The organism is Amycolatopsis sp. GM8 (genome assembly GCF_021653975.1).
GTDB lineage: Bacteria > Actinomycetota > Actinomycetes > Mycobacteriales > Pseudonocardiaceae > Amycolatopsis_E.
This window is the reverse complement of the sequence record NZ_JAJKFK010000002.1, coordinates 520,427-545,787: the sequence shown is the minus strand read 5'-3', so window position 1 is coordinate 545,787 and position 25,361 is coordinate 520,427. Positions and strand designations below refer to the sequence as shown.

The following is a 25,361-nucleotide window of genomic DNA, read 5'->3' as shown; positions in this document are numbered from 1 at the left end:
TCCGTGTGATCGAAGTGCTGAACGCAACCCGCGAGACCAGCGAAATCCGCCGAGCCGCGAGCGCCAGGAAGCGCGATCCGTACCCGTGGCTGATCGGCGGTCTCGCGCTGCTCCTCGGCGCGCTGTTCATCATCTCCGATCTCGCCGCGAACCAGGGCAAGCTCATCGGGCCGCTCGACGACGTGTACATCCATCTGCAGTACGGGCGGCAGATCGGGCTGGGGCACTTCTTCCAGTACAACACCGGCGACCCGATCAGCACCGGCGCCAGCAGCTTCCTGTACGCGCTGGTCCTCGGGGCGGCGTATGCGATCGGGTTCCATGGCCCGTGGTTCCTCGCCTTCGCGATGGGTTTCAACCTGCTGTGCTTCGCGATCAGCGCCGCGCTGGTGTATCGGCTCGGCTCGCGGCTCGTGGCGCGCTCGGTCGGCGCGTGGACCGGGGTGCTGCTCGCGGTCAGCGGGCCGGTGCTGTGGGGCAGCAGCAGCGGGATGGAAGTCGGCCTGACGATGCTGCTCGTCGTCTCGACGGTGCTGGTGTTCGTGCACGAGGTGCCCAGCGGGCTGTTCCTGTTCACCCCGCTCGTCGGCGTGCTGCTCGCGATCGTCCGGCCGGAAGGGCTGATCTTCGCGGCCGTCCTGACGCTCGCGTCCTGGTGGATCCTGTGGACGCAGCGCCGCACGACCGGTCTCGTGCGGACTCTCGCGCGCTGGCCGTGGACGTTGCTCCCGCTGCTCGCCGGGGTGGCGCAGCTGGTGTTCTACACGATCGCCACCGGCACCACGTCGGCCAACGGCATCCAGGCCAAGTCGCTGCTGCACGACCGGCCGATGTTCTACTTCGGCGAGTTCGTCGACCGCACCACGGACAACCTGCGCAAGGTCGCCGGCATCTTCCTCGGTTTCACCAACGGAGACTTCGCTTTCCCGGGTGCGCTGCTGCTGTTCTTCGCCGGCGCGGTCTACCTGATCATGGTGCGGCGGGCGTGGCAGCCGGTGTTCGTGGCGCTCGTCGCCGGGCTGCTCGCGGTGCTGGTGTCAGTGTCCACTTTGAACACCGTGCTGGTGCACAACCTGCGCTACGAACAGCCTTTCCTGCCGCTGATCCTGCTGTTCGCGGTGGCCGGCGCCTACGGCATCACGCGGGCGGTGCCGCATCCGGCGCGCCGGGCCACGCTGCACGGCGGGCTCGCGATCGTGCTCGTGTTCTCGCTGGTCGCCCTGCCGACCTGGATCGTCCGGTTCGGCCGCGACGCCGAGACGATCCGCGACACCGACGTTTCGGTCGGTGCCTGGGTCAGCGGCAACCTGCCGCCGGGGGTGAGCGTCGCGGTGAAGGACGTCGGCGCGGTCGCGTACTTCGGCAAGCACCACGTCATCGACCTGATCGGCCTCGGCACCAACGGGCTGGCCGAGCCGTCGAACAACGGCATCGGCTCGCTGTACGAGGCGCTGCGGCAGCTGCCACCGAGTCAGCGACCGGCCTACTTCGCGACGTACGACACCGGCCCCGGCGTGTCGATGGACATGCTGCGGCAGGTCGGCATCCTGGACCCGGAACCGGTGCAGGAGTTCAAGGTGCAGACGCCGCGGGACATCGGCGGCAACCTCATCGTGCCGTTCGACGAGCTCGACGTGTGGCGCGCGGACTGGACACTCGCCGGCAGCGGTGACCTCCAGCGTGTTCCGGGTGAACTGCGCGATTACGTCAACGTCGGCGATATGCGCAACGAGGCGGCGCACGGGTACGAACCGCTGATGGCGGAGGTCGGCATGCAGCCGCTGAGCATCGTCGCGCGGGTCGGCGACGTCGTCGACAGCGGCCGCACCATCGCCGGCGGCGAGGCGTTCACCGCGCACAACCTGGAACCGGGCCGGCCGCTGACGATCACCGCACGCACCGCGATGAACAAGATCGTGCCGGACATGTCGGTGCTGGTCGACGGCAAACCGGCGGGCACCTGGACACGCGAACCCGATCGCGGCGGCTGGGCGACCTACACCTACACGATCCCGGGCTCGCTGATCACCGGGCCGACCGCACGCATCGAGATCACCCAGCCGAGGCCGCTGCTGAACCCATACCCGATCTACAACTCGTTCGGCTACTGGCTGAGCCAGTAACCGGTCAGTGACGCGCGACGCGGGCCGCCGCCATCGGATCACGCAGCAGCAGCGTTGACCCGTCGGCGAAATCTAGCTGGATCGCCTGCGGCGGCGGCACGCTGCGGCCCGTGTAGGCGCCCCGGGTTCCACCTGGAATGCCTGCGATGCGGCCGTCATCATTCACGCCTCGGGATCGGTCCGCCGAATTCCTCCGGTTCGACCTCCGGCGTCGCCGCCACGGCCCTTCCCGAACCGCCGGCACGCACGGCGACCGGCACCGGCCGCCAACCCGTCACACCGAAACCGCCGTCGCCTGCCGGATCGCGCCGAGAACCTCTCCCGGAGCCACGAACTCCCCAAGGGAAAGTGAATCAGATCGGCAGCTTCCGGAAGATCGGTCGCGGAATGTGCCGCAGCACGGCCATCACCAGCCGGAACTGGGCGGGCGCCCACACCAGGTCCTTGCCCTTGCGCGCCGCGTCCACCGCGATCTCGGCGACCTGGTCCGCGGTCTGCTCCAGCGGCGCCTTGCCGATGCCCTCGGTCATCTTCGTCCTGACCTGGCCGGGGCGGACGACGGTGACACTCGCGCCGTGCGGGGCGAGCGCTTCGCCGAGGCAGAGGAAGAACCCGTCGAACCCGGCCTTCGTCGAGCCGTACATGAAGTTCGAGCGGCGCACCCGCTCACCGGCCACCGAGGACAGCGCGATGATCTGGCCGTGACCCTGCTTCTTCAGCTTGTCCGCCAGCGCCACCCCGACCGACACCGCGGCCGTGTAGTTCACCGTGGCCAGTTCGACGGCCTTCGCGTGGTCCTGCCACATTTCCTCGGCGTCGCCGAGCAAACCGAACGCGACGACCGTGACGTCGATGTCGCCGTCGGCGAAAGCCCGGTCCAGCATGCCGGGGTGCGAAGCCATGTCCTTCGCGTCGAAGTCCACTTCGGACACTTCGGCGCCGGCCGCGCGCAGCTGCTCCGCGGCGAGCTTGCGGCGCTCGGTCGCGCGGGCCGCGAGCACGACCCTGGCCGGGCGCTCGGCGAGGTACTTGCCGGCGATCGCGAGCGCGATGTCCGAAGTGCCGCCGAGCAGCAAAAGCGACTGGGGGTTGCCTACCGCGTCGATCACAGTTCGAGCCTCCGGCTCATGTCTGAGGCGAAAACGCCTTCGGGGTCAACGGAATGCCGGACCTTGCGCCACTCTTCGAGTCGCGGGTACATCTTCGCGAACATCTCCGGCGTGGTGCGCGAGTCCTTCGCCGTGTACAGCCGGCCACCGGCGGCCAGCACCTCGTCGTCCAGTTCGATGCAGAACCGGCTCAGGCCGGCCTTGATCGGGAAGTCCACGCTGAGCATCCAGCCCGGCGACGGCCAGGACAGCGGCGCGGCGTTGCCCTCGCCCATCCGCTTGAACACGTTGAGGAACGAGTAGTGACCCGAGGTCGCGATCCGGCGGCACAGGTGCTTCAGCTCGTCCTCGCGGCCGAACGGCATCGAGAACTGGTACTGCAGGAAACCCTTGGAGCCGTAGGCGCGGTTCCACTCGCTGAGCATGTCCAGCGGGTGGTAGAACTGCGTCAGGTTCTGGATCTTCCCGCGCACGCCCTTCTGCGGCACGGTGCGCTGCCAGACGTTGTTGAGCAGCCCGAAAGTCAGCTTGTTGCCCAGCCCGTTCGGGAACACGTCGGGCAGCGTCATCAGCTGCGGCGCGTCGAACTTCAACGGGTCCGCGCGCAGTTTCGGCGGCAGCTGGTCGAGTTTCGCCAGCGAGCCGCGGGAAAACGTGGCGCGGCCCAGCCGCGAGTCGGAGTTGATGAGGTCCGGCACCGACATCGAGTAGTCGTAGTTGAGGTCCGAACCATCGGTGAACAGGGCCAGCGTCTCGTCCAGGTTCGACGTGCGGTCCGCGTCCACGATGAAGTACGCGCTCTCGGTCTTCTTCATCTTGACCTTGGCGCGCACGATGATCCCGGTCAGCCCGACACCCGCGACGGTCGCCCAGAACAGCTCGGCCTCGGGGCCTTCCGGCGTCAGCGTGTGCACCTGGCCGTCCGCGGTGATCAGATCCATCGACACCACGTGGTTGCCGAAACTGCCCGCGCTGTGGTGGTTCTTGCCGTGGATGTCGTTGGCGATCGCGCCGCCGATGGTCACCTGGCGGGTCCCCGGCAGCACCGGCACCCACAGCCCGTGCGGCAGCGCCGCCTTCATCAGCTGGTCCAGGCTCACGCCCGCGTCGAGATCGACCACCCCGCTGTCGGGGTCGATCGAATGGATGCGGTCCAGCGGGGTCATGTCGACGACCAGGCCGCCCGCGTTCTGCGCGGGGTCGCCGTAGGAACGGCCCAGCCCGCGCGCGATCACGCCCCGCTCGCCGGCCTGGGTCACCGCGCGGGCGATGACCTCCACATCCGGCGTGCTGAGCACGTCCGCCGTGGTCGGAGCCGTGCGGCCCCAACCGGTCAGTGTCCGCCGCTCGGTCGGGAAATCGGGAGTCGTCGCGTTCACCCGAACCAGGGTAACGATCCCCGATCGGCGGCTTGCGGCGCATCGCTTCTACACTTTCCGCGTCCTGGAAATCCCATGCCGGTGAGGTGCGCAGTGGTGTCCACGGAACCGCAGGAGTCGACGGAAACGCCGAAAGCCGCGCCCGGCCTGCTCGGCCAGCTGGTGCGCTTCGCTCTCATCGGCGGCTTGTGTGCTTGTCTCGATCTCGGGGTGTACACCGGCGAACGCGCGCTGGGCCTGGACCACGCGCCGTGGGACACGGTGGCGCGGGCGATCAGTTTCATCATCGGCACCACCACCGCGTATTTCCTTAACCGGAAATTCACGTTTTCCGCGGGCCGCAAACAAGGCGCCGGTCAGGTCGGCAGTTTCGTGCTGCTCTATACCGTGACGTTCTTCGTCGCGGTCGGCATGAACGCGCTGATGCTGGTGGTGCTGCCGGACAGCCTCGCCTGGAAGGCCACGCTGGCGTGGGTGATCTCCCAGGGCACGGCGACCGCGATCAACTTCGTGATGCTCAAGTGGGTCGTGTTCCGTGAACAACCCACCACCTAGCGTGTGAAAAACTCACGTGTAGTTTGCCCGGCGTGACCGAATCCCTGGAGGACAGCGAACTCATGGCTGGTAAGACCGCGACGGCCACGACGCGGGGCAACGGCTCCTCCGCGGCCGCGGACAAGGAGCAGACCACGTTCTCCGAACACACCCCCCAGGGGCGGCTGACCACCCAGCGCGGGCTCTATGCCGGCCCGGCGCCGGTCGTGTCGAAGGACCTGTACGGCGAGGTGCAGGCGGGGGTCGTCACCCGCAAGCGCGACAGCGTCAGTCTCGAAGAGTCCGCACGGGTCTCCGGCAACACCTATTTCGGTCGCTTCCCCGCCAGCTACTGGCAGCGGTGGACCACGGTGCGTGAGGTCCGCGCCGAGCTGGTCGTCACCGGCTCCGGTCTGGTGGCCGTGCGCGCGTCGGACTTCGAAGGCGAACCGCGCACGGTCGCCGCGCAGGAGATCGACGGCGCCAAGAAGCTCGCGGTCTCGTTCGACCTGAAGCTCGACAAGTTCCTCGACGGCGGCGCGCTGTGGCTGGACCTGGAGACCGAGGCGGGTCAGCAGCTGACCGCCGAGCGGGTGCGCTGGACCGTCGAGCCGCCGGAGAAGATCCGGCCGACCGCGGTCACCATCTGCACGATGAACCGCGCGGACGACTGCCTGAAGAACCTGCAGGCGCTCGCCGGGGACATCTCGTCGCTGGACACGCTCGACGCCATCTACGTCGCCGACCAGGGCACCGACCGGGTCGAGTCGCGGGACGGGTTCGCCGAGGTGTCCGCCGCGCTGGGCGAGAAGCTGCACTACATCACCCAGCCGAACCTCGGTGGCGCCGGCGGGTTCACGCGCGGGCTGTACGAGGTGGCCGGGCACACCGACACCGAGCACGCGAACGTGCTGTTCATGGACGACGACGTGCTGCTGGAGCCGGACCTGGTGATCCGGATGACGGCGTTCTCCAACCGCGCCGCGAACCCGGTCATCGTCGGCGGTCAGATGCTGAACCTGCTGCACCCGCACCAGTTGCACGTCGGGGCGGAGTATGCGCGGCTGAACACGCTCGAACCGGGGATGCCGGTCGAGCACAGCCTGTCCACGGCGAACCTGCTCGGGGTCGACGAGGAGACGGGTAAGCCGAACAAGCAGGAGCGGCGGCTCGACGCCGGGTACAACGGCTGGTGGTCGTGCCTGATCCCGTACGAGGTCGTGCGTGAGGTCGGCTACCCGATGCCGTTCTTCTTCCAGTGGGACGACGCCGAGTACAGCTACCGGGCGCGGGAGCACGGCTTCCCGACGGTGACCCTGCCCGGTGCGGGCGTGTGGCACGCCGACTTCCACTGGAAGGACTGGGACGAGTGGCACCGCTACTTCAATCTGCGTAACTCGATCATCACCGCGGCGCTGCACAGCGAGTTCAACGTGAACGTGCTGGCGCGGGTGCTGACGGCGCAGCTGGTCCGGTACCTGCTGGGGATGCAGTACGGCCTGACGCACACCCTGATCAAGGCGGTCGAGGACTTCCTCGAGGGCCCGGACATCCTGCGGGACGGCGGGGTCGCCGCGATGCAGGAGATCCGGGAGATCCGGGCCAGGTACCCGGAGACGAAGCGGTACGACCCGACCGAGGTCCCGGGTATCGCGTCGAACGACATCGGCATCATCAACGGCGGCGGCCGGCCCGCGTTGCAGCGACTGGTGCTGGTGAAGCGCATCGTCGACCGGCTGCGCGGCCGTTCGCGGTTCGGCCTGGGCGCGATCCCGATGGACGAGGCCAGCTGGTGGCACGTGGCGCTGTTCGACACCGCCGTGGTGACCGATGCCAACCAGGAGGGTGTGCGGGTCCGCAAGTACGATCGCGACCGCATGTTCGAGCTGGGCAAGCACGGACTGCGGACGATCAACCGGCTGCGCAAGGAAGGCCGGGCGGTGCAGGCCCAGTACAAGCGGGCGATGCCGCAGCTGACCAGCCGGGAGAACTGGCAGCGCCTGTACGAGCTGTGATCGTCCGCGCGCCGGGAACCCTGCTCGTTCCGGTTGCGTCGAAGTGTTGTTTTCTGTGTGAAAGCGCGGTTGCGACCGGGCGGCCGCCAGTAAACTCCGCGACGTAACCGGACGAGACGGGGGACAGCGATGACAGGCTTCGTGCCGAACGCGGGCCAGCCGCAGACGGCCGCAGGTATCGGGGGAGCGATAGGCGCCGCGGTCGGCGGCGCGCTCAGCGCTACCGCGGTGGCGTCGGCCTCGGCCGAGGTCCAGAAGCTGGTCGACTCAGCCAACTCCGGCGGCTTCGCGATCAGCGAAGAAGGCGCGAACGAGTACATCCGCGTGTTTCGCGAGTTCGAGGACATCGGTCAGGATGTTCTTCGCGCGGCTGACGGGGCAGGGCAAGCGCCGCAGCTCGGAGACAGTGACTACGCGAATGCCGTGGCGCAGCACACCCAGCTTGTCGCAACTGGTGACGCACAGTCCTACAGTACGGCGCTCAGGTCGCTTATCGAGGTCGTTCGGCAGGCCCGCGCGGCATTTGAACAGGCCAAGAAGAACTATTCACAAATGGACGATCAAGTAGCGCAGAAGTTCCGCGGGATCCAGGTCTGAGGTATGCCGACTCTGAAGAACACGTCCCTGTTCGCTACTGCCGCATTGGGACTGGCCCTCATGAGCGGTTGCTCGAGCGAGCAGCCTGGCCAACCAGTGCCGAGCACGGGCGGTACCTCGATCTCGCAGACCTCTTCCGCCAACGCGTCCACCGGTCAGGACGAGACCTTGGCCGCGATAAAGCCATGTGACCTGCTCACGGCTCAGGAGGCTGCTCAGTTCAAGGCGCAGGGACCCGGTCAGGTTGGCGACACCCAGGCGTCCGGATCGACGAGTGCATGTGGCTGGCATGGCCGAACGGCCGACGACAACTCGGTTAGCTTCGGTGTCGACATACGGGCGACGCAGGGGATTGATGAACTCCGTGCCAACGGGGGCACCGTCACCGACGGCAAGGTCAATTCCCACGCAGCCCGGCAGCTCCAGACGGTGAATGGCGGTTGCATCCTGTCACTCAGGGTCGGGCCGAAGTCGCGGGTGGACATTTCCGTGGTTGCCGACAATGCCGCTCAGTCCTGCCAGATCGCGTCCGACATCGCCAACATCATCGAGCCGAAGTTGCCTCCGGAGGCGAACTAGCCATGACCAATCCGCAGCAGCAGCCGGGGAATCAGGGGCTGGACCAGTACAACCAGAGCGGCCAGTACGTCTCCCCCGAGGAGGCGGCTCGCCAGCAGCTCATCGCCCAGGGGTATGACCCCAACAGCAAGGGCTTCTTCGACGCGATCACCAACATGGTGGCCCAGGCGCGCGCCGAGCAGGCGTCCAGCCAGCAGCGCAGCCAGCAGACCCAGCAGCTGAGCCAGGGCGTCGAGTACCGCAGCGGGCTGCAGCCGCCCGGCACGGTGTACCAGGGCATCGACCACCAGCAGCTCTACAACATGGTGCAGACCGTCAACCCCGGCCAGGTCACCGGCGTCTCGACCTCCTGGACCCAGCTCGCCAACGCGATGGCCACCTTCGGCCAGCAGCTGGGGCAGGCGGCGAACAAGTCCGGCGCCACCTGGAAGGGTGACGCGGCCGAGTCGGCGTTCAGCTTCGTCTCCGGGCTGGGCACGTGGAGCGACCAGAGCGGCCAGGCGGCGCAGCTCGCGGCGGACCAGGTGTACAACCAGTCCTCGGCCGCCGAGACGGCCAAGAACAACATGCCCGAGCCCATCCCGTTCAGCTGGTCCGACGAGATGAAGAGCTGGGCGACCTCGAACCCGTTCGACATCGTCGACAACATCGACAAGTCCATCCAGAAGCAGAAGGACAGCCAGGACGCCCACGACCAGGCGGTCCAGGTCATGTCGGCCTACGACAACAACCTGTACAGCGCCGCGTCCAAGGCGCCCGCCTTCAACCCGCCGCCCACGTTCGACGGGCCCGGCACGGGGTCGGTCGGCCACATCAGCGGCGGCCTGATGGGCACCACGTCCTCGTCGTTCACCGGCCCGGCCGGCGGCAGCCTCGGCGTCGGCGGCACCGGAGCGAGCTCCGCGCCGGTGGGGGCGCCCGGCGGCGGTGGCAGCGGCTCGCTCACCGGCAACCTGGCCGGCTTCACACCGCCGGCCCCGCTCGCCGGCGGCACCAAGACCGGCGGCAGCTCCACCACGCCCGGCCGGACCACCGCGCAGGGCTTCCGGCCACCGACCAGCAACGTCGGCTCCAGCAGCGGCTCAGACCTCGGCAACACCGGGCTCGGCGCCATGGGCGGCCTGCCGATGGGTGGTATGGGCGGCGGCTTCGGCGGTATGGACGGCGACGAGTACTCCAGCAAGCTGGGCCGTGGTGGCGCCGGCGGTGGCAGCGGGTTCGGGCCCGGCGGCTCCGGCGGTTCGGCCGCGAGCAGTGGCAGCGGCGGTGCCGGCGGGCAGAGCGGCGCTCGTGCCGGTGGCGCGGGCGCGGCCGAGACCGCCGCGGGTGCCGGCCGCGGCGGGGCGTCCGGACGTCCCGGCATGGCCGGCGGCGGGATGGGCCACGGCGGCAAGGGGCAGGGCAGCGAGGACGAGGAGCACCAGCGTCCGACCTGGCTCGTCGAGCCCGACCCGGACGAGGTCTTCGGCACCAGCGAGCGCACCGCCCCGCCGGTCATCGGCGAGTAACGGGCTCAGCGCAGCCCGAACACCTTTCCTTTTCGCTGCAGGTCGTCGATATAGGCGACGGCGACCTGCGCGAAATTGACGGAAATCCGGAATTCCTCTTTGGTCTGCACGGATTCCGTGGAACCGTGTTCGAGCCACAGCGGCAGTCTTGACGCCAGTTCTGCCAGGCCTTCTTCCGGCAGCGCGAACAGCAAAGGTTCGCCGCCGGACGCGAGGTGCAGGACGAGCGCGGGTTTCGTATCGGCCATGGGTCCACCACAGCAGTTCCCGATCTTGCGCGGCAAGCTGGTTCGCCAAGGGCGCAACGAGTGTCCCCGTTATCGGCTAACGTGCTCGATGGACGATTTCCGAGGGGGAAGTGTCATGCCACACCAGTTCTCGCTGTCGCTGACGGCGCTGGACGTCCTGCTGGAGCACATGCGGCTCGGCCGGGCACCGGCGCCGTTCGAGGTGCCCTACATCGGCACCACCGTCGAGCAGCGGGGCCAGGTTCGCGGCGCGGTGTTCCGCGAGCTGGAGAACCAGGGCCTCGCCGGCCGCGGCCGGTTCGACCCGGACCTGGAGCTGGCCCTGCACACCTTCACCGGCGCCCCCATCGCGATCACCGCCGTCGCCCAGCTCGAGGACGGCAAGCAGCTGTTCGCCCGCGCCGCGTCCAACGGGCAGTACGCCCTGGTCGCCAAGCAGGACGAGAATTCGATGATCTTCACCGACGTCCGGCCGGCCGCGATCGTGCCCGGGGTCGTCGACCTGCTCCCGCTCACGGCGGCGGCTGCCGGCCAGTCGGTCACCGTCGTGAAACCGGTGAAGCGCGCGAAGCATCGTCTCGACGACAACAGCTACGACCCGTTCGCCAACGTGGCCAAACCTCGCTCGACCGCCCCAGCGCAGTTGCGCGTGGTCGAACGCATCTTCCAGAAGCCGAAACTCCGCATCGGCCAGTTCAGCGCGGTGGTCCAGGGTCAGCGGCTGACCCCGACGGCCTGGTTCGACACCGAAGAGGGCCGGTACTTCGTGACTTCACGCCAGGCCGAGGACGGCCAGAACTGGCTCACCTACGCGCCCGCCGACAATGCCCGCATAGCGCACCACATTTTCGAGCAGCTGCAGCCGTATCAGTAGCGGAAGAAGCGTTCCCGCTGGCCCTGCCGGACCAGCTTCAGCCACTGCAGGAAAGCCTTCGGGTCCCGCTTCACGCCCATGAAGTACAGCCCGAACCGGATCACCTCGAGTGCGCCGATCTTGCGCATTCCCGGCTGGGACAACAGGAACCCGCGGTTGCGATACGTGTAGTACCGCTTGACCTCGTTCTCCGGGTCCTGCGCGTGGAACCGCCCGCCGAGCATCGGCTTGAACTCGTCCGAACCGTCCGGGTGCAGATACGCCGCCTTCAGCGAGGTGCCGAACGGCAGGCCCGAGCGCACCAGCCTGCGATGCACCTCGACCTCGTCGCCGCGGAAGAACAGCCGCAGGTCCGGCACCCCGACGACGTCGAGGGTGGACGCGCGGAACAGCGCGCCGTTGAACAGCGAGGCGATCCCGGGCAGGAAATCCGTGCCCAACTCGGCCGACGAACGCTTCCAGGTCAGCCCGCGCCGCAACGGGAAGGCCAGCTTCGCGGGCGCGTCGATGTTCGTCACCACCGGTGAAACCTCGGCCAGGCCGCGTTTCTCCGCCTCGCTCAGCAGCACCGCGAGGACCGTCTCGTCCGCGGGCCTGCCGTCGTCGTCCGCGAGCCACACCCAGTCCGCGCCGAGCGCCAGCGCGTGCAGCATGCCGAGCGCGAAACCGCCGGCGCCGCCGAGGTTCCGGTGCGAGGGCAGGTAGGTGCAGGGCAGTGGATACGACTCGACGACCGAGCGCGCGGGCTGGTCCGGCCCGTTGTCCACCACCACGAGATGGTCGACCGCCCTGGTCTGCGCGGCGAGCACTTTCAGCGAGTCCGCGAGCAGCTCACGCCGGTGCCTGGTGACCACGACGGCCACCACGGCGCCCTTGTCGAGCGGCGCCTGCTCGGGACTGCTCATACTTACTCTCCGCCTTTGACTGTCACCACGCGCTCGGCACCGATCCGTTCGGCCGTCTCCGCGCTGATGCTCTCGTACGGATCACGGCCCTTGTACGCGGTGAGGACGTCCCGCAGGGAGCCCTCCATCCGCATCCGGCCCTCGTCCATCCAGATGGCCGTCGTGCAGAGCTCCAACAGTAGGTCGTCCGCGTGCGAAGCGAAGACCAACAGGCCGGAGCGCCTGACCAGATCCACGAGCCGATCACGTGCCTTGTTCAAAAAGGCCGCGTCGACCGCGCCGATCCCCTCGTCGAGGATCAGGATCTCCGGGTCGATCGTGGTGACCACGCCGAGTGCGAGCCGCACCCGCATACCGGTCGAGTACGTCCGCAGCGGCATCGCCAGGTAGTCACCCAGCTCGGTGAATTCGGCGATGTCGTCGACCCGCTTCTCCATCTGCTTGCGGGTCATGCCGAGGAACAGGCCGCGGATCATGATGTTCTCGTAGCCGGAGATCTCCGGGTCCATCCCGATGCCGAGGTCGAACACCGGCGCGACCTTGCCCTCGACCCGGGCGGTGCCGCGGGTGGGCTCGTAGATCCCCGACAGCAGCCGCAGCAGCGTGGACTTGCCGGCGCCGTTGTGCCCGACCAGGCCGACCCGGTCACCGTCGCCCAGCGACAGCGACACGTCCTGCAGCGCCTCGATCACCGGAACCCGGCTCTCGGTGCCGATCTTGCCGCCGACCTTGCCGAGCACCCGCTTTTTCAGTGAACGGGTCTTCGCGTCGAAGATCGGGAAATCGACGTACGCGTTCTGAACATCAATGCTGACCATGTCTAGTTCTCACACCCAGTAGGAGACGCGGGCACGGTAGTTGCGCAGCGCGACGAGCGCGAGCGCCCAGCCGACGATCGTGATGCCGATGACGACCAGCCAGCTGCCGAAGCTCACGGCCTGCCCGATCAACGGGGCGCGCAGGATCTGGACGAAATGGTAGAAGGGGTTGAGGTGCACGATCGGCACCACCCAGCGGGCCAGTTCCGCGCGGGCGCCGGTGCCGTAGAGCTGGTCGATCGGCCACACGATCGGGGTCATGTAGAACAGCAGCTGGATGATCGAGTTGATCAGCTGCGGGATGTCGCGGAAACGCGTCGAGATGATGCCCAGCAGCAGGGTGAGCCAGCCCGCGTTGATCGCCAGCAGCGCGAACGCGGGGATCGCGCTCAGCGAGTACCAGCCGAGGCCGGGGTGGCAGATGATCGTTTCCGGCCCGCAGACCCCGTGGTTGAGGTCGTAGTGGTTGTTCAGGCTGCCGAAGAAGATCGCCACGATGATGACCACGACGATGATGTTGTGCGCGAACATCAACGTCTGCCGCCACACCGTGCGCAGCATGTACACCGTCAACGGCGCCCGGATCTGCTTGATCAGGCCCTCGTTGGAGATGAAGGTTTCCATGCCTTCGGCGAGGCAGCCGCTGACAAAGGTCCAGACGATGAACCCGGTCGCGATGTAGGGCAGGAACGTCGAGACGTGCAGGCCCCACAGCGTCGAGTACAGGATGCCGAGACCGAGCGAGATGACACCCTGGCTGATCGTGATCCAGAACGGGCCGATCACCGAGCGGCGATAGCGCTGCTTGATGTCCTGCCATCCGAGGTGCGACCACAGCTCACGCTGCGAAAACCCCTCACGGATGTCCTCGAACGCGCGTGCGAAGGAACGGCTGTTCGCTGAGGGCGGGACGCGCCGCGGGCTGTCCGTCGCGTGATCACTGGCCTTGTCGACCGTGCTGGTGGCATGCACCTGTTCAGGGTAGCGACCGGAGGTGTGGGCTCCCGCCCTGGGCGGGAAAGCCGTGTCACCAGCGCATCCATGTTCGGGCCGGGTAATTTCGCGCCCTCGTTGTTGGGTAACGTGTGGCTCTAATTCCGCAAGGGCGCTGGGGCCTCCGGTGTTTCTCAAAAAACCAAATCCTTGAAGTGGGGTGTCGATCGGCATGACCCAGAACGTGGTTGCCGAGCCGGAGAACCGGCCGGAAAGACGCGATGGTGAGCCAGGACGTCTGCTCGCGCAGCGGACATTCTTCGCCGCACGGTCATTTCCGGCGCCGGACGCGATGTATGCAGCCACGAAGCTGGGCGCGGCGGTCGCAGAACGCGAACGGGTGACGGTCGAACCGCACGCACAGGTCACGACGAACACCTATTTCGGTCGTTTCCCCGCGAGCTACTGGCAGCGCTATACCGAGGTCACCAGCTGTGACGTCGAGGCCGTGGTCACCGGATCCGGCAAGCTGGTGATCACCGCGTCGGACAGCCACGGCGAGCCCAGGACGGTGGCGACCAAGGTCGTCGCGGGCGCCGACGGGGAGACCGTCCGGCTGACCGCGCCGATCGACCGGTTCGTCGACGGCGGCGCGCTGTGGCTGGACATCGAGACCGGCGCCGAACAGCTGGTCGTGGAGAACGTGCGCTGGACGGTGGCGAGCGCGAAGGCGCCGCGCCCCATCTCGATCGTCATCTGCACGTTCAACCGCGCCGACTACTGCATCGAGACGCTGATCGAGCTCGCCGAGGACCCGATCGTCCGCGAGTACGTCACCACCGTGCACGTCACCGACCAGGGCACCGACACCGTCGACTCGCGGGACCGCTTCGCGCACGTCAAGGAGCTGCTCGGGGACAAGCTCCGCTACGTCCGCCAGGCCAACCTCGGCGGCGCCGGCGGCTTCACCCGCGGCATGCACGATACGCTCGAAGGCCCGGGCGGCGAGGACGCGCACGTCCTGCTGATGGACGACGACATCAAGCTCGAGTCCGACACCATCATGCGGATCAGCGCGCTCGCCAACAGCGCCTGCGAACCGGCCGTGATCGGCGGGCAGAACCTCTGCGAGCTGCACCCCGACCGGCTGTTCGTCGACGCGGACATCGCGGACCTGCCGAAGCTGCGCGCCGGGATCGACCGCAACGAGTCGCTGTCGCAGCGCAGCATGCTGGACCACAACCAGGAACGCCGCGTCGAGGCGACGCACAACGCGTGGTGGTGCTGCCTGATCCCGGCCGAGGTCGTGCGGTCCGTCGGCTACCCGCTGCCGATCTTCTTCCAGTGGGACGACGTCGAGTACGGGCTGCGGGCGCGTGCCGCCGGGTTCTTCACGGTGACCCTGCCGGGCGCCGGCGTGTGGCACCAGGACCTGTACTGGAAGGGCTGGGACGACTGGGCCCGCTACTTCCACTACCGCAACGGCCTGATCACCGCGTCGCTGCACAACCAGCTGCGGTCCAAGGACATGTTCCAGTTCCTGCTCACCGAGTTCATGGAGACGCTGGCGTCGATGCAGTACGGCCTCGCGGCGACCATGATCAAGGCGATCGAGGACTTCCTGGCGGGCCCGGAGTCGCTGTCCGACGGTGGCGCGAACGTGGTGCCCTCGATCCGCATGCTGCGCGCCGAGTTCCCGGAGACCCACATCGTGCCGGCGGCGCGCACCGGGGTGCGGGCCGAGCACGCGCCGATGGTGCGGCCGAGCTGGGAGCCGTCGAAGCCGACGCTCGTGCTGCTCAAGCGCCTGCTCACGCAGTACCTGGACAAGCCGGGCGGTGGCGCGGCCATCCGCGCGGGTGACGAGCACTGGTGGCACGTCTCGCTGTTCCGTACCGCGGTCGTCACCGACGCGTCGCAGACCGGGGTCCGGGTGCGCCGGCTGGACAAGCGGCTGATGACGAAGCTCGGTAAGCAGGGCCTGGCGGTGCTGTGGCGGTTGCGCCAGGAGGGCGATCAGACGGTCCGCCGTTACCAGCAGGCGAAGCCACAGCTGACCAGCAAGGAGAACTGGGAGCGCCTGTTCGGGGCGAAGTGAGCGCGTTCCGTACCCTCACCCGTGTGGTTGAACGTGAGGGGACCCGGGTCCTGGCGGTTGTGCCCGCCAGGGGCGGCTCGAAGGGCGTACCCGGCAAGAACCTCGCGAAGGTCGGCGAGGACCCGCTGATCGCGCGGGCGGTGCGCGCGCTGCGCTCGTCCACCCGGGTCGACGAGGTCGTGGTCAGCACCGACAGCGCCGAGATCGGCGCCGTCGCGGAGGCCGCGGGCGCTGTGGTGTCGCCGCGTCCGGACGAGCTGTCCGGGGATTCGGTGTCCTCGGAAGCGGTCCTGCTGCATTCGCTCGACGTGTTCGAGCAGGAGCACGGGTATTCGCCCGAAGTGGTGCTACTGGTCCAGTGCACGTCGCCGTTCATCGCGACCGAGACGATCGACAACGTCGTGTCGCAGATCCTCGACGACGGCTGGGACTGTGCTTTCACGGCCGTGCGGGTGCACGAGTTCCTGTGGCAGCGAGACCCGGACGGCGCGGCGGTCGCGGTCAACCACGACGCCGCGGTGCGGCCGCGGCGCCAGGAGCGCACGCCGGAGTTCCGCGAAACCGGTGCGGTGTATGGCATGCGCGTGCCCGGGTTCCGCTCGGCGCGGCACCGGTTCTTCGGCCGGATCGGGCTCGTCGAGACACCCGCGAAGCACGCGATCGAGATCGACACCGCGGAGGACCTCGCGATCGCCCGCGCGCTCGCGGCCACCATCGAACCGCTGTCGGTGGATCTGGACGTGGACGCGGTGGTCACCGACTTCGACGGCGTGCACACCGACGACCGCGCGCTGGTCCTGCAGGACGGTACCGAGGGCGTGCTGGTCAGCCGGTCGGACGGGGCGGGTGTCGCGCGGCTGCTGGCCGCCGGGATCCCGCTGATGATCCTGTCCGTCGAGAAGAACCCGGTGGTCGCCGCGCGGGCCGCGAAGCTCGGCGTGGAAGTGCTGCACGGGGTCGGGGACAAGGCTGCCGTGCTCAAGACCTGGCTCACCGAGCAGCGGCTGGACCCGGCCAGGGTCGCGTTCGTCGGCAACGACCTGCGCGACCTGGACGCGATGGCGCTGGTCGGCTGGCCGATCGCGGTGCACGACGCGCGGCCGGAGGTGCTGCGGGCGGCGCGGCTGGTGCTGACCCGGCCCGGTGGCGCCGGCGCTGTCCGCGAGGTGGCCGACCTCGTCTTGCACGCAGTTGAACGGAGGACGGAACAGTGACTTCTGCCGTGCGAATCGGCGACCGCGAGGTGGGTCCCGGGCATCCGGTGTTCACGGTCGCGGAGATCGGCATCAACCACAACGGCGACGTCGAGATCGCCAAGCAGTTGATCGACGTCGCGGTGAGCGTGGGCGCGGACGCGGTCAAGTTCCAGAAGCGCACGCCGGACATCGCGACCCCGCCGGACATGCGGGACACCCTGCGCGACACGCCGTGGGGCGAGATGACCTACCTCGACTACCGGTACCGCGTCGAGTTCGGCGTGCCCGAGTACGAGGAGATCGACCGGCACTGCAAGGACCAGGGCATCGCCTGGTTCGCTTCGCCGTGGGACGTGCCGAGTGTGGACTTCCTGGAGAAGTTCGACGTGGTCACGCACAAGGTCGCGTCGGCGTCACTGACCGATGTGGACTTGCTGAAAGCCTTGCGGGACACCGGGAAGCCGATCATCGCCTCGACCGGTATGTCCACAATGGAGGAAATCGAGAAGGCCGTCGAGGTACTCGGCACCGAGCGCTTGGTGCTGCTGCACGCCACGTCGACCTATCCGTGCCCGCCGGAGGAGGCGAACCTCCGCATGATCGAGACGCTGTCGCGGCGGTTCGGCGTGCCGATCGGCTATTCCGGGCACGAGCGCGGGCTGCAGGTGTCGATCGCCGCGGTGGCGCTGGGCGCGTGTGTCGTCGAGCGGCATGTCACGCTGGACCGCACGATGTGGGGTTCGGATCAGGCCGCTTCGCTCGAGCCGGAAGGTTTGCGGCGCTTGATCCGCGATATCCGTAATGTCGAACTGGCGCTCGGTGACGGCGTGAAGCGCGTGTTTCCCGGCGAAGAGGCCCCGCGCCGCCGTCTGCGGAGGGTCTGAACCAACTTCGCTACAGTCGGTCCTCCGATCGGTGAAGGGGTGGAAGCCGTGTACCTGGCTGAGGCCGCGCCCGAAGAGGTGGCCGCGGCACGACAGCTCGACGCTCTCCGCGAGCTGGTGGCTTCGTATGGACGAGGCCAGCGGGTCGAATCGCTCACCGTGGTTGGCAACGCACCACTCGCGCCGAGCGCCGAACGGGCCGCGCTGATCGACGACAGCGATCTCGTCGTGCGGATGACGACGTTCGCGCTCGACGAGCCGGGCGCGGAGCCGGCGTACGGACGCAAGACCGACGTCGTGGTCATGCACCGCGGAGTGCTGGCCAGCCCGCACACCTTCGCCGACTACACGTCCCGCCTGTACCTGCTCGCCGAGCCGGGCCGGCTGCACTGGGAACCGGAGATCATCCCCGACTGGTGGCCCGCGGACCTCGGCTTCGTGCCGATCCCGAACCGGCCGTTCGTGCGGCCGCTGGGCCGGCTGCTCGGGCTCGATCCCGATCAGCCGACCTGGGCGACCACCGGCACACTCGTCGTGTATCTGGCGGTCCGGCTGTTCCCCGGGGCCAAGATCGGCGTCACCGGGTTCTCGATCGTCGACCGGCCCGAGCAGACGACGTTCGCGCACGCCTGGGGTGAGGACGTGCACGTCACCGGAGACCACCGGCTGCACGCCGAGTCCGCGTTGCTGCGGTCCTGGCGTGACAACGGAGAAATCGAGTTGATCCCGTGAGCACTGTGAAGAATCTGGGGAAGCGGGCCGTTTTCCCGCTGTGGAAGCGGCTGCGCTGGCGTATCGAGAACGTGAGTGATCAGCGTTTCGTCCCGCAGCTCGACGATCTGCGCCGGCAGCTGGCGGAGGTGCGCGGTCAGCTGGACGCGCTGCGCGGGGAGTTCCGCACGGAGCTGCAGGCGACGCGCGACGAGCTGCGCGGGCATGCCGATCATCGGGTCGACGAAGTCGACGGCCGGTTCCGCTGGCATGACGACGAGCTGCGCCGGATCGCCGCGCACGTGGCCGCGATGGGCAGCCAGGTCGCGGCGCTCGAACGGCCGGGCGCGGCGTCGGCTGAGGTCGACGACACCCGCGCGGAACACGCCCGCATCCGGGCCCGCGAGTCCGTTGTGGCGCAATACGAAGAGCGGCTCGCGCGCGTCGAAGAGGTGTTGGCGCACAGGGCTTCCGGGGACTGAATGAAAGCGCTTTCCGAGCGGCTCGGCTGGGCCGCCGGGGGCGTCGCCGCCCTGGTCGCCGTCGCGACGACGGTGCTGTGGACCGGCCTCAACCACGACGTTCACTACGTGCTCGGCGTGCTGCGGGTGGCCGAACTGCCGCCTTCGGCGGTGTTCGTGCATCGGCCGCTCGCCGCCCGGCTGTTCATGGCGGCGCTGTCCCCGCTCGGCTCGGACGCGCTGATCCGGCTGGCCGCGCTGGTGCTCGTCGCGCTGGTCGCGTGGTGGCTGCGCACCGCGCTCCGCCGCCCGGAAGCGACGATGATCGCGGCGGCCGTCGGCCTGGCACTGGCGCTCGCGCCGAACTGGGACTTCCTGCAGCCGGAATGGATCGGCTCACTGCTTGCGACCGCCGCCGTCGCGGGCGCGCTGTGGCCGCGGAAACTGTGGTTTTCGGCCCTGCTGGGCGGTTTCCTGCTCGCGCTGACCGTGCTCGTCAAGTACACGACGCTGCCGGCGGCGCTGCTCGCGATCGGCGTGGTGCTCGTCGCCGACCGGCGGCGTGCGCTCGCGATGACCGTCGCCGCCATCCCGCTGGGTGGCGCGCTGTTCGGGCTCGCCGTGCTGGTCGAACCGCGGGAATGGCGGTGGCTGGGGGAGTTCTCGACACTCAACGGCGCCTCACCGCTCGGCGGCGCCCCGCTCGATTTCACCGACCTGTGGCGGACGGTCGGCAACGAGGCCCTGCTGGCGCCGCTGTTCGCCCTGCTGCCGGTCAGCGCGCTCGTGCTGTTCCGCGTGGTCCGCGGCTGGTGGCCGGTGTTGCTGGCGCTGGGAATCGCGGGCGTGTTCGGCGCGACCATGTTGCAGGCGCAGTGGTTCCAGTACCACCTCGACGCGCTTTTGCCGCTGGCGGCCGGATTGTGGGCGCTCGCGATCGCCCGCTGGTACACCGAGTACGGGCGGCCGCCGTGGACGCTCGTACTCGTCACCGCCGTGCTCGCCGTCGGGTTGCCGGTGGTGGACGCGAAATCGCAGGCCTTTCGCATCGCGTACGCGACGCAGGTCTACTGGGTGCTGGCGGTCGCGCTCGTGCTCGCGCTGGTGGTCGCCGCGATCGAACCGGCCCGCGGTGGGCGCCCGCTGTTCTTCGTGCCCGCGCTGGCGGCCGTGGCCGCGCTCGCGGTCCCGATCTGGCCCAGCAGCCCGTATTCCTTCGACTTCGGCTGGTCCGAGTCCACGAACGCCGACCGCGTCCGGTTCGCCGATCAGATGACCGCGCAGGCCGCGGAGGTGCACGCCGTGATCGGCGCGGACACACCGGTGCTGTACCTGACCTTCGGCGACGTGAACTACTTCCTCGGCAACCCCACGCCGTGCCGCTACCCGTCGCCGACGTTCCTGCAACGCGGGATGCGGATCCCTGACGTGCGCACGGTCGTCAGCTACGGCGAGAACGCCGAGTGCCTGGCGGATCCCGCGCCGCGGTACCTCGTCGTGGACCCGTCGTGGTTCGACCTGGGCATGCTCGAACCAGACCTGGCCACGCGGATCCGCCAGACCTACGACTGCGACAACGCCATCAGGGCCGACCCGCTCGTGATCTGCCCGCGGCGCTAGAGGTACTGGCCGGTGCCGGTGATCCCCGGGGTGACGCCGTCGGCGCCGCGCCCGGCCGAGGCACCCGGCGGCAGGCCGCGGCGCATCTGCTCCAGCTGCACGCGCGCCGCCATCTGCTGGGCGAACAGCGCCGTCTGGATGCCGTGGAACAGCCCCTCGAGCCAGCCGACCAGCTGGGCCTGCGCGATGCGCAGCTCGGCGTCGGACGGCGTCGAGTCGTCGGTGAACGGCTGCACCAGGCGTTCCATCTCGCTCTGCAGCTCCGGCGCGAGCGCCTGTTCGAGCTCCTTGACCGAGGTCTGGTGGATCTCGCGCAGCCGGTTGCGGCTCGCGTCGTCCAGCGGAGCGGCGCGGACCTCCTCCAGCAGCTGCTTGATCATGGTGCCGATGCGCATCACCTTGGCCGGCTCTTCGACCAGGTCACCGACGGTTTCCTGGGACTCCTCCTCGCCGGCCGGCACCCTCGCCGTGCCCACCGGGGCACCATCGGGTCCGACGACGAGCACGTGCTGCGCCTGCTCGTCCGGCTGGTTGGTGAAGTGGTTGGGATCCGTCATGTCTCCGTCCATGGGCTCCTGCTGCGCTGATGCGACGTCCCCGAGCGTAGTCCTCCCGCCGCGGCGGGGCGGCCCATATCTCAACCCCGGACGCGCAGCGAAATTACTTCTCCGTACCGTGTGCCCATGGCGTTCGACGTCGCTCGAATACGTGGGTTGTTCCCCGCGCTGGGTGACGGCTGGATCCACTTCGACGGCCCTGCCGGAATGCTGGTACCCGAACAGGTGGCCTCGGCCGTGTCGACGGCGATGCGTGCCCCGGTTTCCGGACCCGGTGGCGCGTTCCCGGCATCCCAGCGTGCGGAGAGCATCGTGACCGCGGCCCGCCGCGCGGTGGCCGATCTCGTCGGCACCGACCCGGCCGGTGTCGTGCTCGGTCCGAGCGCCGCCGTGCTGTTGCGCCGGCTGGCCGACGCGATGAGCGAGGACTGGCAGCTGGGCGACGAAGTCGTCGTGTCGCGGCTGGACGAGCACGCGAACCTGGTGCCCTGGCAGCGCACCGCGAAGCGGGTCGGCGCGATCGTGCGCTGGGGCGAGATCGACATCGAGAACTGTGAACTGCCGGCGTGGCAGTACGAGAACCTCATTTCCGCGCACACCAAGGCGGTCACCATCACGGCCGCGTCCGGCGCGGTCGGCACCCGGCCCGATGTGCCGACGGTGGTGGAGTTCGCGAAACGGGTGGGCGCGACCGTCGTGGTGGACGCGACCTACGCCGCCCCGTTCGTGCCGCTCGACCTGGCGGAGCTGGGCGCCGACGTGATCGTGGTGTCCGCGCAGGCGTGGGGCGGGCCCCCGGTGGGCGCGCTCGCCTTCCGGGATCCGGAGCTGATCGAGCGGCTGCCGTCGGCGTCGCTGGACCCGGAGGTGCGCGGCCCGGCGCGGCTCGAACTGGGACCGCACGCGTATCCGCTGCTGGCCGGCCTGATCGCGTCGATCGACTACCTCGCCGGACTCGACGACGCGGCCACCGGCTCCCGGCGGGAGAAGCTGGTGACCTCGCTCGGCTCGGCGAAGTCGTACCACGCCGGGCTGCTCGCGCAGCTGAACACGGAGCTGCGTGCGCTGCCGCACGTGATGGTCATCGGCGACGCCATGCGGCGCATCCCCGCCCTGGCGTTCGCGGTCGCGGGCAAGAAAGCGCCCGAGGTCGCGGACTACCTTGCCTCGCAAGGACTTTGCGCGTTCGCCGACGACGGCACCAGCGGCGTGTTCTCGGCGCTCGGCGTGGGCGAGGTCGGCGGTGCGGTCCGCATCGGCCTCGCCCACTACTCCAACGTCTTCGAGATCAACCAGCTGGTCCGGGCGCTGGAAGAGCTCCGCTAGCCCTTGGCGGTGAGCAGCACCTTCCCGAACACGTCGCCTTCGTCGAGCGCGCGATGGGCGTCCGCGGCTTCCGCCATCGGGATGGCCTGGCCGACGATCGGCCGCACCGAGCCCTGTGCCACCAGCGGCCACAGGAACTCGCGGACCGCGGCGACGACCGTGCCCTTCTCCGCCACCGGCCGCGCCCGCAACGTGGTGCCGGAGATGCTGGCGCGCTTGGCCATCACCTTGCCGAGGTTGATCTCGGTCTTGGTGCCGCCCTGCATGCCGATGATCGCGAGCCGCCCGCCCGGGGCCAGCGCGTCGATGTTCCGGTCCAGATAGGACGCGCCCATGTTGTCGAGGATGACGTCGGCGCCGCCGGTCTCCTTCTTGAGCACCTCGACGAAATCCTGGTCGCGGTAGTTGATCGTGATGTCCGCGCCGAGCTGCCCGCAGCGTTCCAGCCGCTCGGCCGAGCCCGCGGTCACCGCGACCGTCGCGCCCAGGGCCTTGCCGACCTGGATCGCGTGCGTGCCGATGCCGCCCGCGCCACCGTGGATCAGCAGCAGTTCGCCCTCGCGGAGGCTGGCGATCATGACGACGTTGGACCACACGGTGCACGCGACCTCGGGCAGCGCCGCGGCGGTGACGAGGCCGACCTCGGCGGGGATCGGCAGGAGCTGCACGGCCGGGACGACGACCTTCTCGGCGTACCCGCCGCCGGCGAGCAGCGCGCACACCTCGTCGCCGAGCTGCCAGCCCTCGACGCCGTCGCCGAGCGCTGTGATGGTGCCGGAGCATTCGAGGCCGAGGATGTCGCTCGCCCCGGGCGGCGGTGGGTACAAACCCTTCCGCTGCATCAGATCCGCGCGGTTGACGGCGCTGGCCGCGACCTCGACGAGCACCTCACCGGGGCCCGGTTCGGGATCGGGGACTTCGGTCCAGGTCAGGACTTCGGGACCGCCGGGTTCGCGGATGGTGATCGCATGCATGATCCCGACCCTAGACGTCAACCAAGGTCCCGAGCGCCAAAGGTGTCGCAGCGCGCCGGATCGCCGGTGGAAAAGCCTGTGTTGAACCACTTTTCGCGTTGCGCCGAGGTGCCGTGGGTGAACTGCGAGCTGTTGACGCGCCCGTTGCCGAGGTTCTTCTGGATGTAGTCGTCGCCGATCCGGGAGGCGGTGTCGAGCGCGCGCCGCACGTCGTCCTGCGTCACGTTCTGCACCAGCGGTTTGCCGCTGGAGGACGGCGTGGTGGTGGCGTGGTTGCCCCATACTCCCGCGTAGCAGTCGGCCTGCAGTTCGAGGCGCACGGAGCCGGAGGTGGGGCCGGTGTCGTTGCCGACCCTTTTGGACGTGCCGAGCTGGTTCTGGACGTGGTGGCCGTACTCGTGGGCGAGCACGTACGCCTCGGCGAACGGCCCGCCCTGGGCGCCGAAGCGGGTTTGGAGTTCGTTGAAGAACGACAGGTCGATGTAGACCTCGGAGTCGGCGGGGCAGTAGAAGGGGCCGGTGTCGGAGGTGGCGCCGCCGCAGCCGGTGCGGACGCTGCCGTTGAAGAAGTTCGTGGTGGCCTTGCGGTAGGTGCGGCCGGAGCGCGCGAACTGGTCGGTCCAGTAGTCCTGGACGGAGTTGATGATCGCCACGGTGGCGCAGTCGTGGTTGCGGTTGGCGTCGGCGCCGGTGCGGCATTCCTGGGCGAGGGTGCTGTTGCTGACCTGCTGGCCGGACTGCAGGCGGCCCAGGCTCACGTCGCTGCTGGGGGCGCTGGTGCCGCCGAGCTGGCTGAGCACGAAGTAGATGAGCACGCCCACGACGCCGAGCCCGCCGCCGCCGAGTGCGACCCGGGAGCCGATACCTCCTCCGCCGCTGTCGCCGCCGCCGCGGAGGTCGGAAACCTCGGATGTGTCGAGCCCTGCGTTGTCGTCGAACCTCACGGAGCGGAAGAGTACCGACAAAAGCCCGGGTGCGGCCTTGTCCGGCCGCACCCGGGGTTATACCGAGGTTGTCACTGTTGGCGGTTGGCTGCCTCTCGGGCCGGCGAGTTTCGCGCTGCCGATGCACGCGGAGGCGGCATCGAGGCAGGCCAGAGCCTCACCGTGATGCGCGAGAGGTAGATCGAGCGCATGGCGTTGACACCCGTGCTGCTCACTTCGCGACTGGGCTGGGATTCACCGCATCCCGGTCGTGGGTCCACAGCCGGCAGTCAACCGCGGTAGAAGCATTCGCCATTGAACCACCTGACCATTCCCCGGCGGTGTGCTCCGCGAGGTGCACCCGGGTAGTGCGCCGGTTGCCGCGGAGCTCGTCCTCCGATACATCCCAGCATGCGCCTTTCCGGCGGCGGTCTCAACCGTTCCGTTATCCCACTTTCCGGTCAAGGCCGGGCACCGCCACCGCCCCTCGTTGCGGTGCTTGGCGCCGCAGTAGCCTCCCGGCATGACAGAAGTTCGCTGGCTGACTGCTCCCGAGCAGGACGCGTGGCGGTCGTACGTGGTGGCGGGATTGCGCCTGCGGCAGCGCCTGCACCGCGAACTGACCGAAGCGCATCAGGTGTCACTGGCGGACTACGAGGTCCTCGTGGTGCTGCAGGTCCAGGAAGACGGCCGGCGGCGGATGTCGGATCTGGCGTCCGACCTGGGCTCGACGAAGAGCCGGTTGTCACACCAGGTCGCCCGCATGGAGGCGAACGGGTACGTGCGGCGCGTCCCGGACCCGGAGGACAAGCGAGGCGTCATCGCAGAACTAACCCCAGCCGGCGACGCCCTGCTGGAGCGGGCAGCGCCGACGCACGTCGCGGGCGTCCGGCAACATCTGATCGACCTGCTGGACCCCGCGGAGCAGCAGGTCGTCGGCACGGTGTTCTCGCGGGTCCTCGAACACCTGACGGACCTGCCGGAGTGAC

At 68.9% G+C, this 25,361-nt stretch carries 25 protein-coding genes; 15 read left to right on the top strand and 10 right to left on the bottom strand.

All coding sequences use genetic code 11. The features are described 5' to 3' along the window. Positions 1-5: 5 nt before the first annotated feature. The gene (locus tag LOZ83_RS09965) at positions 6-2,123 is read left to right on the top strand and encodes a hypothetical protein (protein WP_236790095.1); all 2,118 of its coding nucleotides are present in this window, start codon (positions 6-8) and stop codon (positions 2,121-2,123) included. A 4-nt stretch (positions 2,124-2,127) separates the two neighbouring features. Here the strand turns inward: LOZ83_RS09965 and LOZ83_RS09960 are convergent, their stop codons facing one another. The 3 genes from LOZ83_RS09960 to LOZ83_RS09950 form a co-directional block, all read right to left on the bottom strand. After that, on the bottom strand, positions 2,128-2,289 hold the full coding sequence (locus LOZ83_RS09960) for a hypothetical protein (RefSeq protein WP_236790093.1): 162 nt from the start codon (positions 2,287-2,289) through the stop codon (positions 2,128-2,130). 187 nt (positions 2,290-2,476) lie between these two features. Next, positions 2,477-3,232: a decaprenylphospho-beta-D-erythro-pentofuranosid-2-ulose 2-reductase gene (locus LOZ83_RS09955; protein WP_236790091.1), complete on the bottom strand. Its 756-nt coding sequence runs from the start codon at positions 3,230-3,232 to the stop codon at positions 2,477-2,479. Next, positions 3,229-4,611 carry an FAD-binding oxidoreductase gene (locus LOZ83_RS09950; RefSeq protein ID WP_236790090.1) on the bottom strand — a complete coding sequence of 461 codons (1,383 nt, stop codon included), beginning with the start codon at positions 4,609-4,611 and terminating at the stop codon, positions 3,229-3,231. The genes LOZ83_RS09955 and LOZ83_RS09950 overlap by 4 nt, the downstream gene beginning before the upstream one ends. A 93-nt stretch (positions 4,612-4,704) precedes the next feature. Here LOZ83_RS09950 and LOZ83_RS09945 point away from each other — a divergent pair, with 93 nt between their 5' ends. The 5 genes from LOZ83_RS09945 to LOZ83_RS09925 all read left to right on the top strand — a co-directional run bounded on the left by LOZ83_RS09945 (position 4,705) and on the right by LOZ83_RS09925 (position 9,844). Further along, a complete protein-coding gene (locus LOZ83_RS09945) occupies positions 4,705-5,166 on the top strand; it encodes a GtrA family protein (protein WP_236790088.1) in 462 nt (153 codons plus the stop codon). Between the two features lie 62 nt (positions 5,167-5,228). Beyond that, positions 5,229-7,160, top strand: coding sequence for a glycosyltransferase (locus LOZ83_RS09940; RefSeq protein ID WP_236790750.1), 1,932 nt, complete (start codon positions 5,229-5,231; stop codon positions 7,158-7,160). A gap of 129 nt (positions 7,161-7,289) precedes the next feature. Then, the gene (locus LOZ83_RS09935; protein ID WP_236790086.1) at positions 7,290-7,757 is read left to right on the top strand and encodes a hypothetical protein; all 468 of its coding nucleotides are present in this window, start codon (positions 7,290-7,292) and stop codon (positions 7,755-7,757) included. Positions 7,758-7,760: 3 nt separating this feature from the next. Further along, complete coding sequence (locus LOZ83_RS09930; RefSeq protein WP_236790084.1) at positions 7,761-8,336, top strand: DUF3558 family protein; 576 nt, start codon at positions 7,761-7,763, stop codon at positions 8,334-8,336. 2 nt (positions 8,337-8,338) lie between these two features. Continuing rightward, positions 8,339-9,844, top strand: coding sequence for a hypothetical protein (locus LOZ83_RS09925; RefSeq protein WP_236790082.1), 1,506 nt, complete (start codon positions 8,339-8,341; stop codon positions 9,842-9,844). A 5-nt stretch (positions 9,845-9,849) separates the two neighbouring features. Here the strand turns inward: LOZ83_RS09925 and LOZ83_RS09920 are convergent, their stop codons facing one another. Then, positions 9,850-10,092 (bottom strand): hypothetical protein, encoded by a 243-nt coding sequence (locus LOZ83_RS09920; protein ID WP_236790080.1) that lies wholly within the window; start codon positions 10,090-10,092, stop codon positions 9,850-9,852. A gap of 115 nt (positions 10,093-10,207) precedes the next feature. Between LOZ83_RS09920 and LOZ83_RS09915 the strand changes: the two genes are divergently transcribed. Next, on the top strand, positions 10,208-10,966 hold the full coding sequence (locus LOZ83_RS09915) for an ESX secretion-associated protein EspG (protein ID WP_236790078.1): 759 nt from the start codon (positions 10,208-10,210) through the stop codon (positions 10,964-10,966). Here LOZ83_RS09915 and LOZ83_RS09910 read toward each other — a convergent pair. Genes LOZ83_RS09910 through LOZ83_RS09900 form a run of 3 tightly spaced genes read right to left on the bottom strand, consistent with a single transcriptional unit; the run spans position 10,960 to position 13,661 of the window. Further along, the gene (locus tag LOZ83_RS09910) at positions 10,960-11,871 is read right to left on the bottom strand and encodes a glycosyltransferase (protein WP_236790076.1); all 912 of its coding nucleotides are present in this window, start codon (positions 11,869-11,871) and stop codon (positions 10,960-10,962) included. The genes LOZ83_RS09915 and LOZ83_RS09910 overlap by 7 nt on opposite strands. A gap of 2 nt (positions 11,872-11,873) precedes the next feature. Beyond that, the gene (locus LOZ83_RS09905) at positions 11,874-12,689 is read right to left on the bottom strand and encodes an ABC transporter ATP-binding protein (RefSeq protein ID WP_236790075.1); all 816 of its coding nucleotides are present in this window, start codon (positions 12,687-12,689) and stop codon (positions 11,874-11,876) included. Between the two features lie 9 nt (positions 12,690-12,698). After that, positions 12,699-13,661, bottom strand: a complete 963-nt coding sequence (locus tag LOZ83_RS09900; protein WP_236790074.1) for an ABC transporter permease — start codon at positions 13,659-13,661, stop codon at positions 12,699-12,701. A gap of 193 nt (positions 13,662-13,854) precedes the next feature. On the opposite strand from LOZ83_RS09900, the gene LOZ83_RS09895 reads away from it, so the two are divergent. From LOZ83_RS09895 to LOZ83_RS09870, 6 genes are read left to right on the top strand one after another with little or no spacing between them, the layout of a single operon-like run. After that, complete coding sequence (locus LOZ83_RS09895; protein WP_236790071.1) at positions 13,855-15,720, top strand: glycosyltransferase; 1,866 nt, start codon at positions 13,855-13,857, stop codon at positions 15,718-15,720. Between the two features lie 23 nt (positions 15,721-15,743). After that, a complete protein-coding gene (locus LOZ83_RS09890; protein ID WP_236790070.1) occupies positions 15,744-16,934 on the top strand; it encodes an acylneuraminate cytidylyltransferase in 1,191 nt (396 codons plus the stop codon). Continuing rightward, entirely contained in the window at positions 16,931-17,800 is an 870-nt protein-coding gene (locus LOZ83_RS09885) for an N-acetylneuraminate synthase family protein (RefSeq protein ID WP_236790068.1), read from the top strand. The genes LOZ83_RS09890 and LOZ83_RS09885 overlap by 4 nt, the downstream gene beginning before the upstream one ends. A gap of 48 nt (positions 17,801-17,848) precedes the next feature. After that, positions 17,849-18,532, top strand: coding sequence for a hypothetical protein (locus LOZ83_RS09880; protein WP_236790065.1), 684 nt, complete (start codon positions 17,849-17,851; stop codon positions 18,530-18,532). Next, positions 18,529-18,993 carry a hypothetical protein gene (locus LOZ83_RS09875; protein WP_236790063.1) on the top strand — a complete coding sequence of 155 codons (465 nt, stop codon included), beginning with the start codon at positions 18,529-18,531 and terminating at the stop codon, positions 18,991-18,993. Before LOZ83_RS09880 ends, LOZ83_RS09875 begins: the two co-directional genes overlap by 4 nt. Further along, the gene (locus LOZ83_RS09870) at positions 18,994-20,592 is read left to right on the top strand and encodes a hypothetical protein (protein WP_236790061.1); all 1,599 of its coding nucleotides are present in this window, start codon (positions 18,994-18,996) and stop codon (positions 20,590-20,592) included. It abuts the gene before it with no gap. Here the strand turns inward: LOZ83_RS09870 and LOZ83_RS09865 are convergent. After that, positions 20,589-21,149, bottom strand: coding sequence for a bacterial proteasome activator family protein (locus tag LOZ83_RS09865; RefSeq protein WP_236790060.1), 561 nt, complete (start codon positions 21,147-21,149; stop codon positions 20,589-20,591). The two genes, LOZ83_RS09870 and LOZ83_RS09865, sit on opposite strands and share 4 nt — an antisense overlap. A 126-nt stretch (positions 21,150-21,275) precedes the next feature. On the opposite strand from LOZ83_RS09865, the gene LOZ83_RS09860 reads away from it, so the two are divergent. Further along, positions 21,276-22,475, top strand: coding sequence for a cysteine desulfurase-like protein (locus LOZ83_RS09860; RefSeq protein WP_236790058.1), 1,200 nt, complete (start codon positions 21,276-21,278; stop codon positions 22,473-22,475). Here LOZ83_RS09860 and LOZ83_RS09855 read toward each other — a convergent pair. Together LOZ83_RS09855 and LOZ83_RS09850 are read right to left on the bottom strand one after the other, a co-directional pair. Further along, positions 22,472-23,449, bottom strand: coding sequence for an NAD(P)H-quinone oxidoreductase (locus LOZ83_RS09855; RefSeq protein WP_236790057.1), 978 nt, complete (start codon positions 23,447-23,449; stop codon positions 22,472-22,474). The genes LOZ83_RS09860 and LOZ83_RS09855 overlap by 4 nt on opposite strands. A gap of 17 nt (positions 23,450-23,466) precedes the next feature. Further along, positions 23,467-24,393, bottom strand: coding sequence for a neutral zinc metallopeptidase (locus LOZ83_RS09850; RefSeq protein ID WP_236790056.1), 927 nt, complete (start codon positions 24,391-24,393; stop codon positions 23,467-23,469). 502 nt (positions 24,394-24,895) lie between these two features. Between LOZ83_RS09850 and LOZ83_RS09845 the strand changes: the two genes are divergently transcribed. Beyond that, the gene (locus LOZ83_RS09845) at positions 24,896-25,360 is read left to right on the top strand and encodes a MarR family winged helix-turn-helix transcriptional regulator (protein ID WP_236790055.1); all 465 of its coding nucleotides are present in this window, start codon (positions 24,896-24,898) and stop codon (positions 25,358-25,360) included. Position 25,361: the final 1 nt, after the last annotated feature.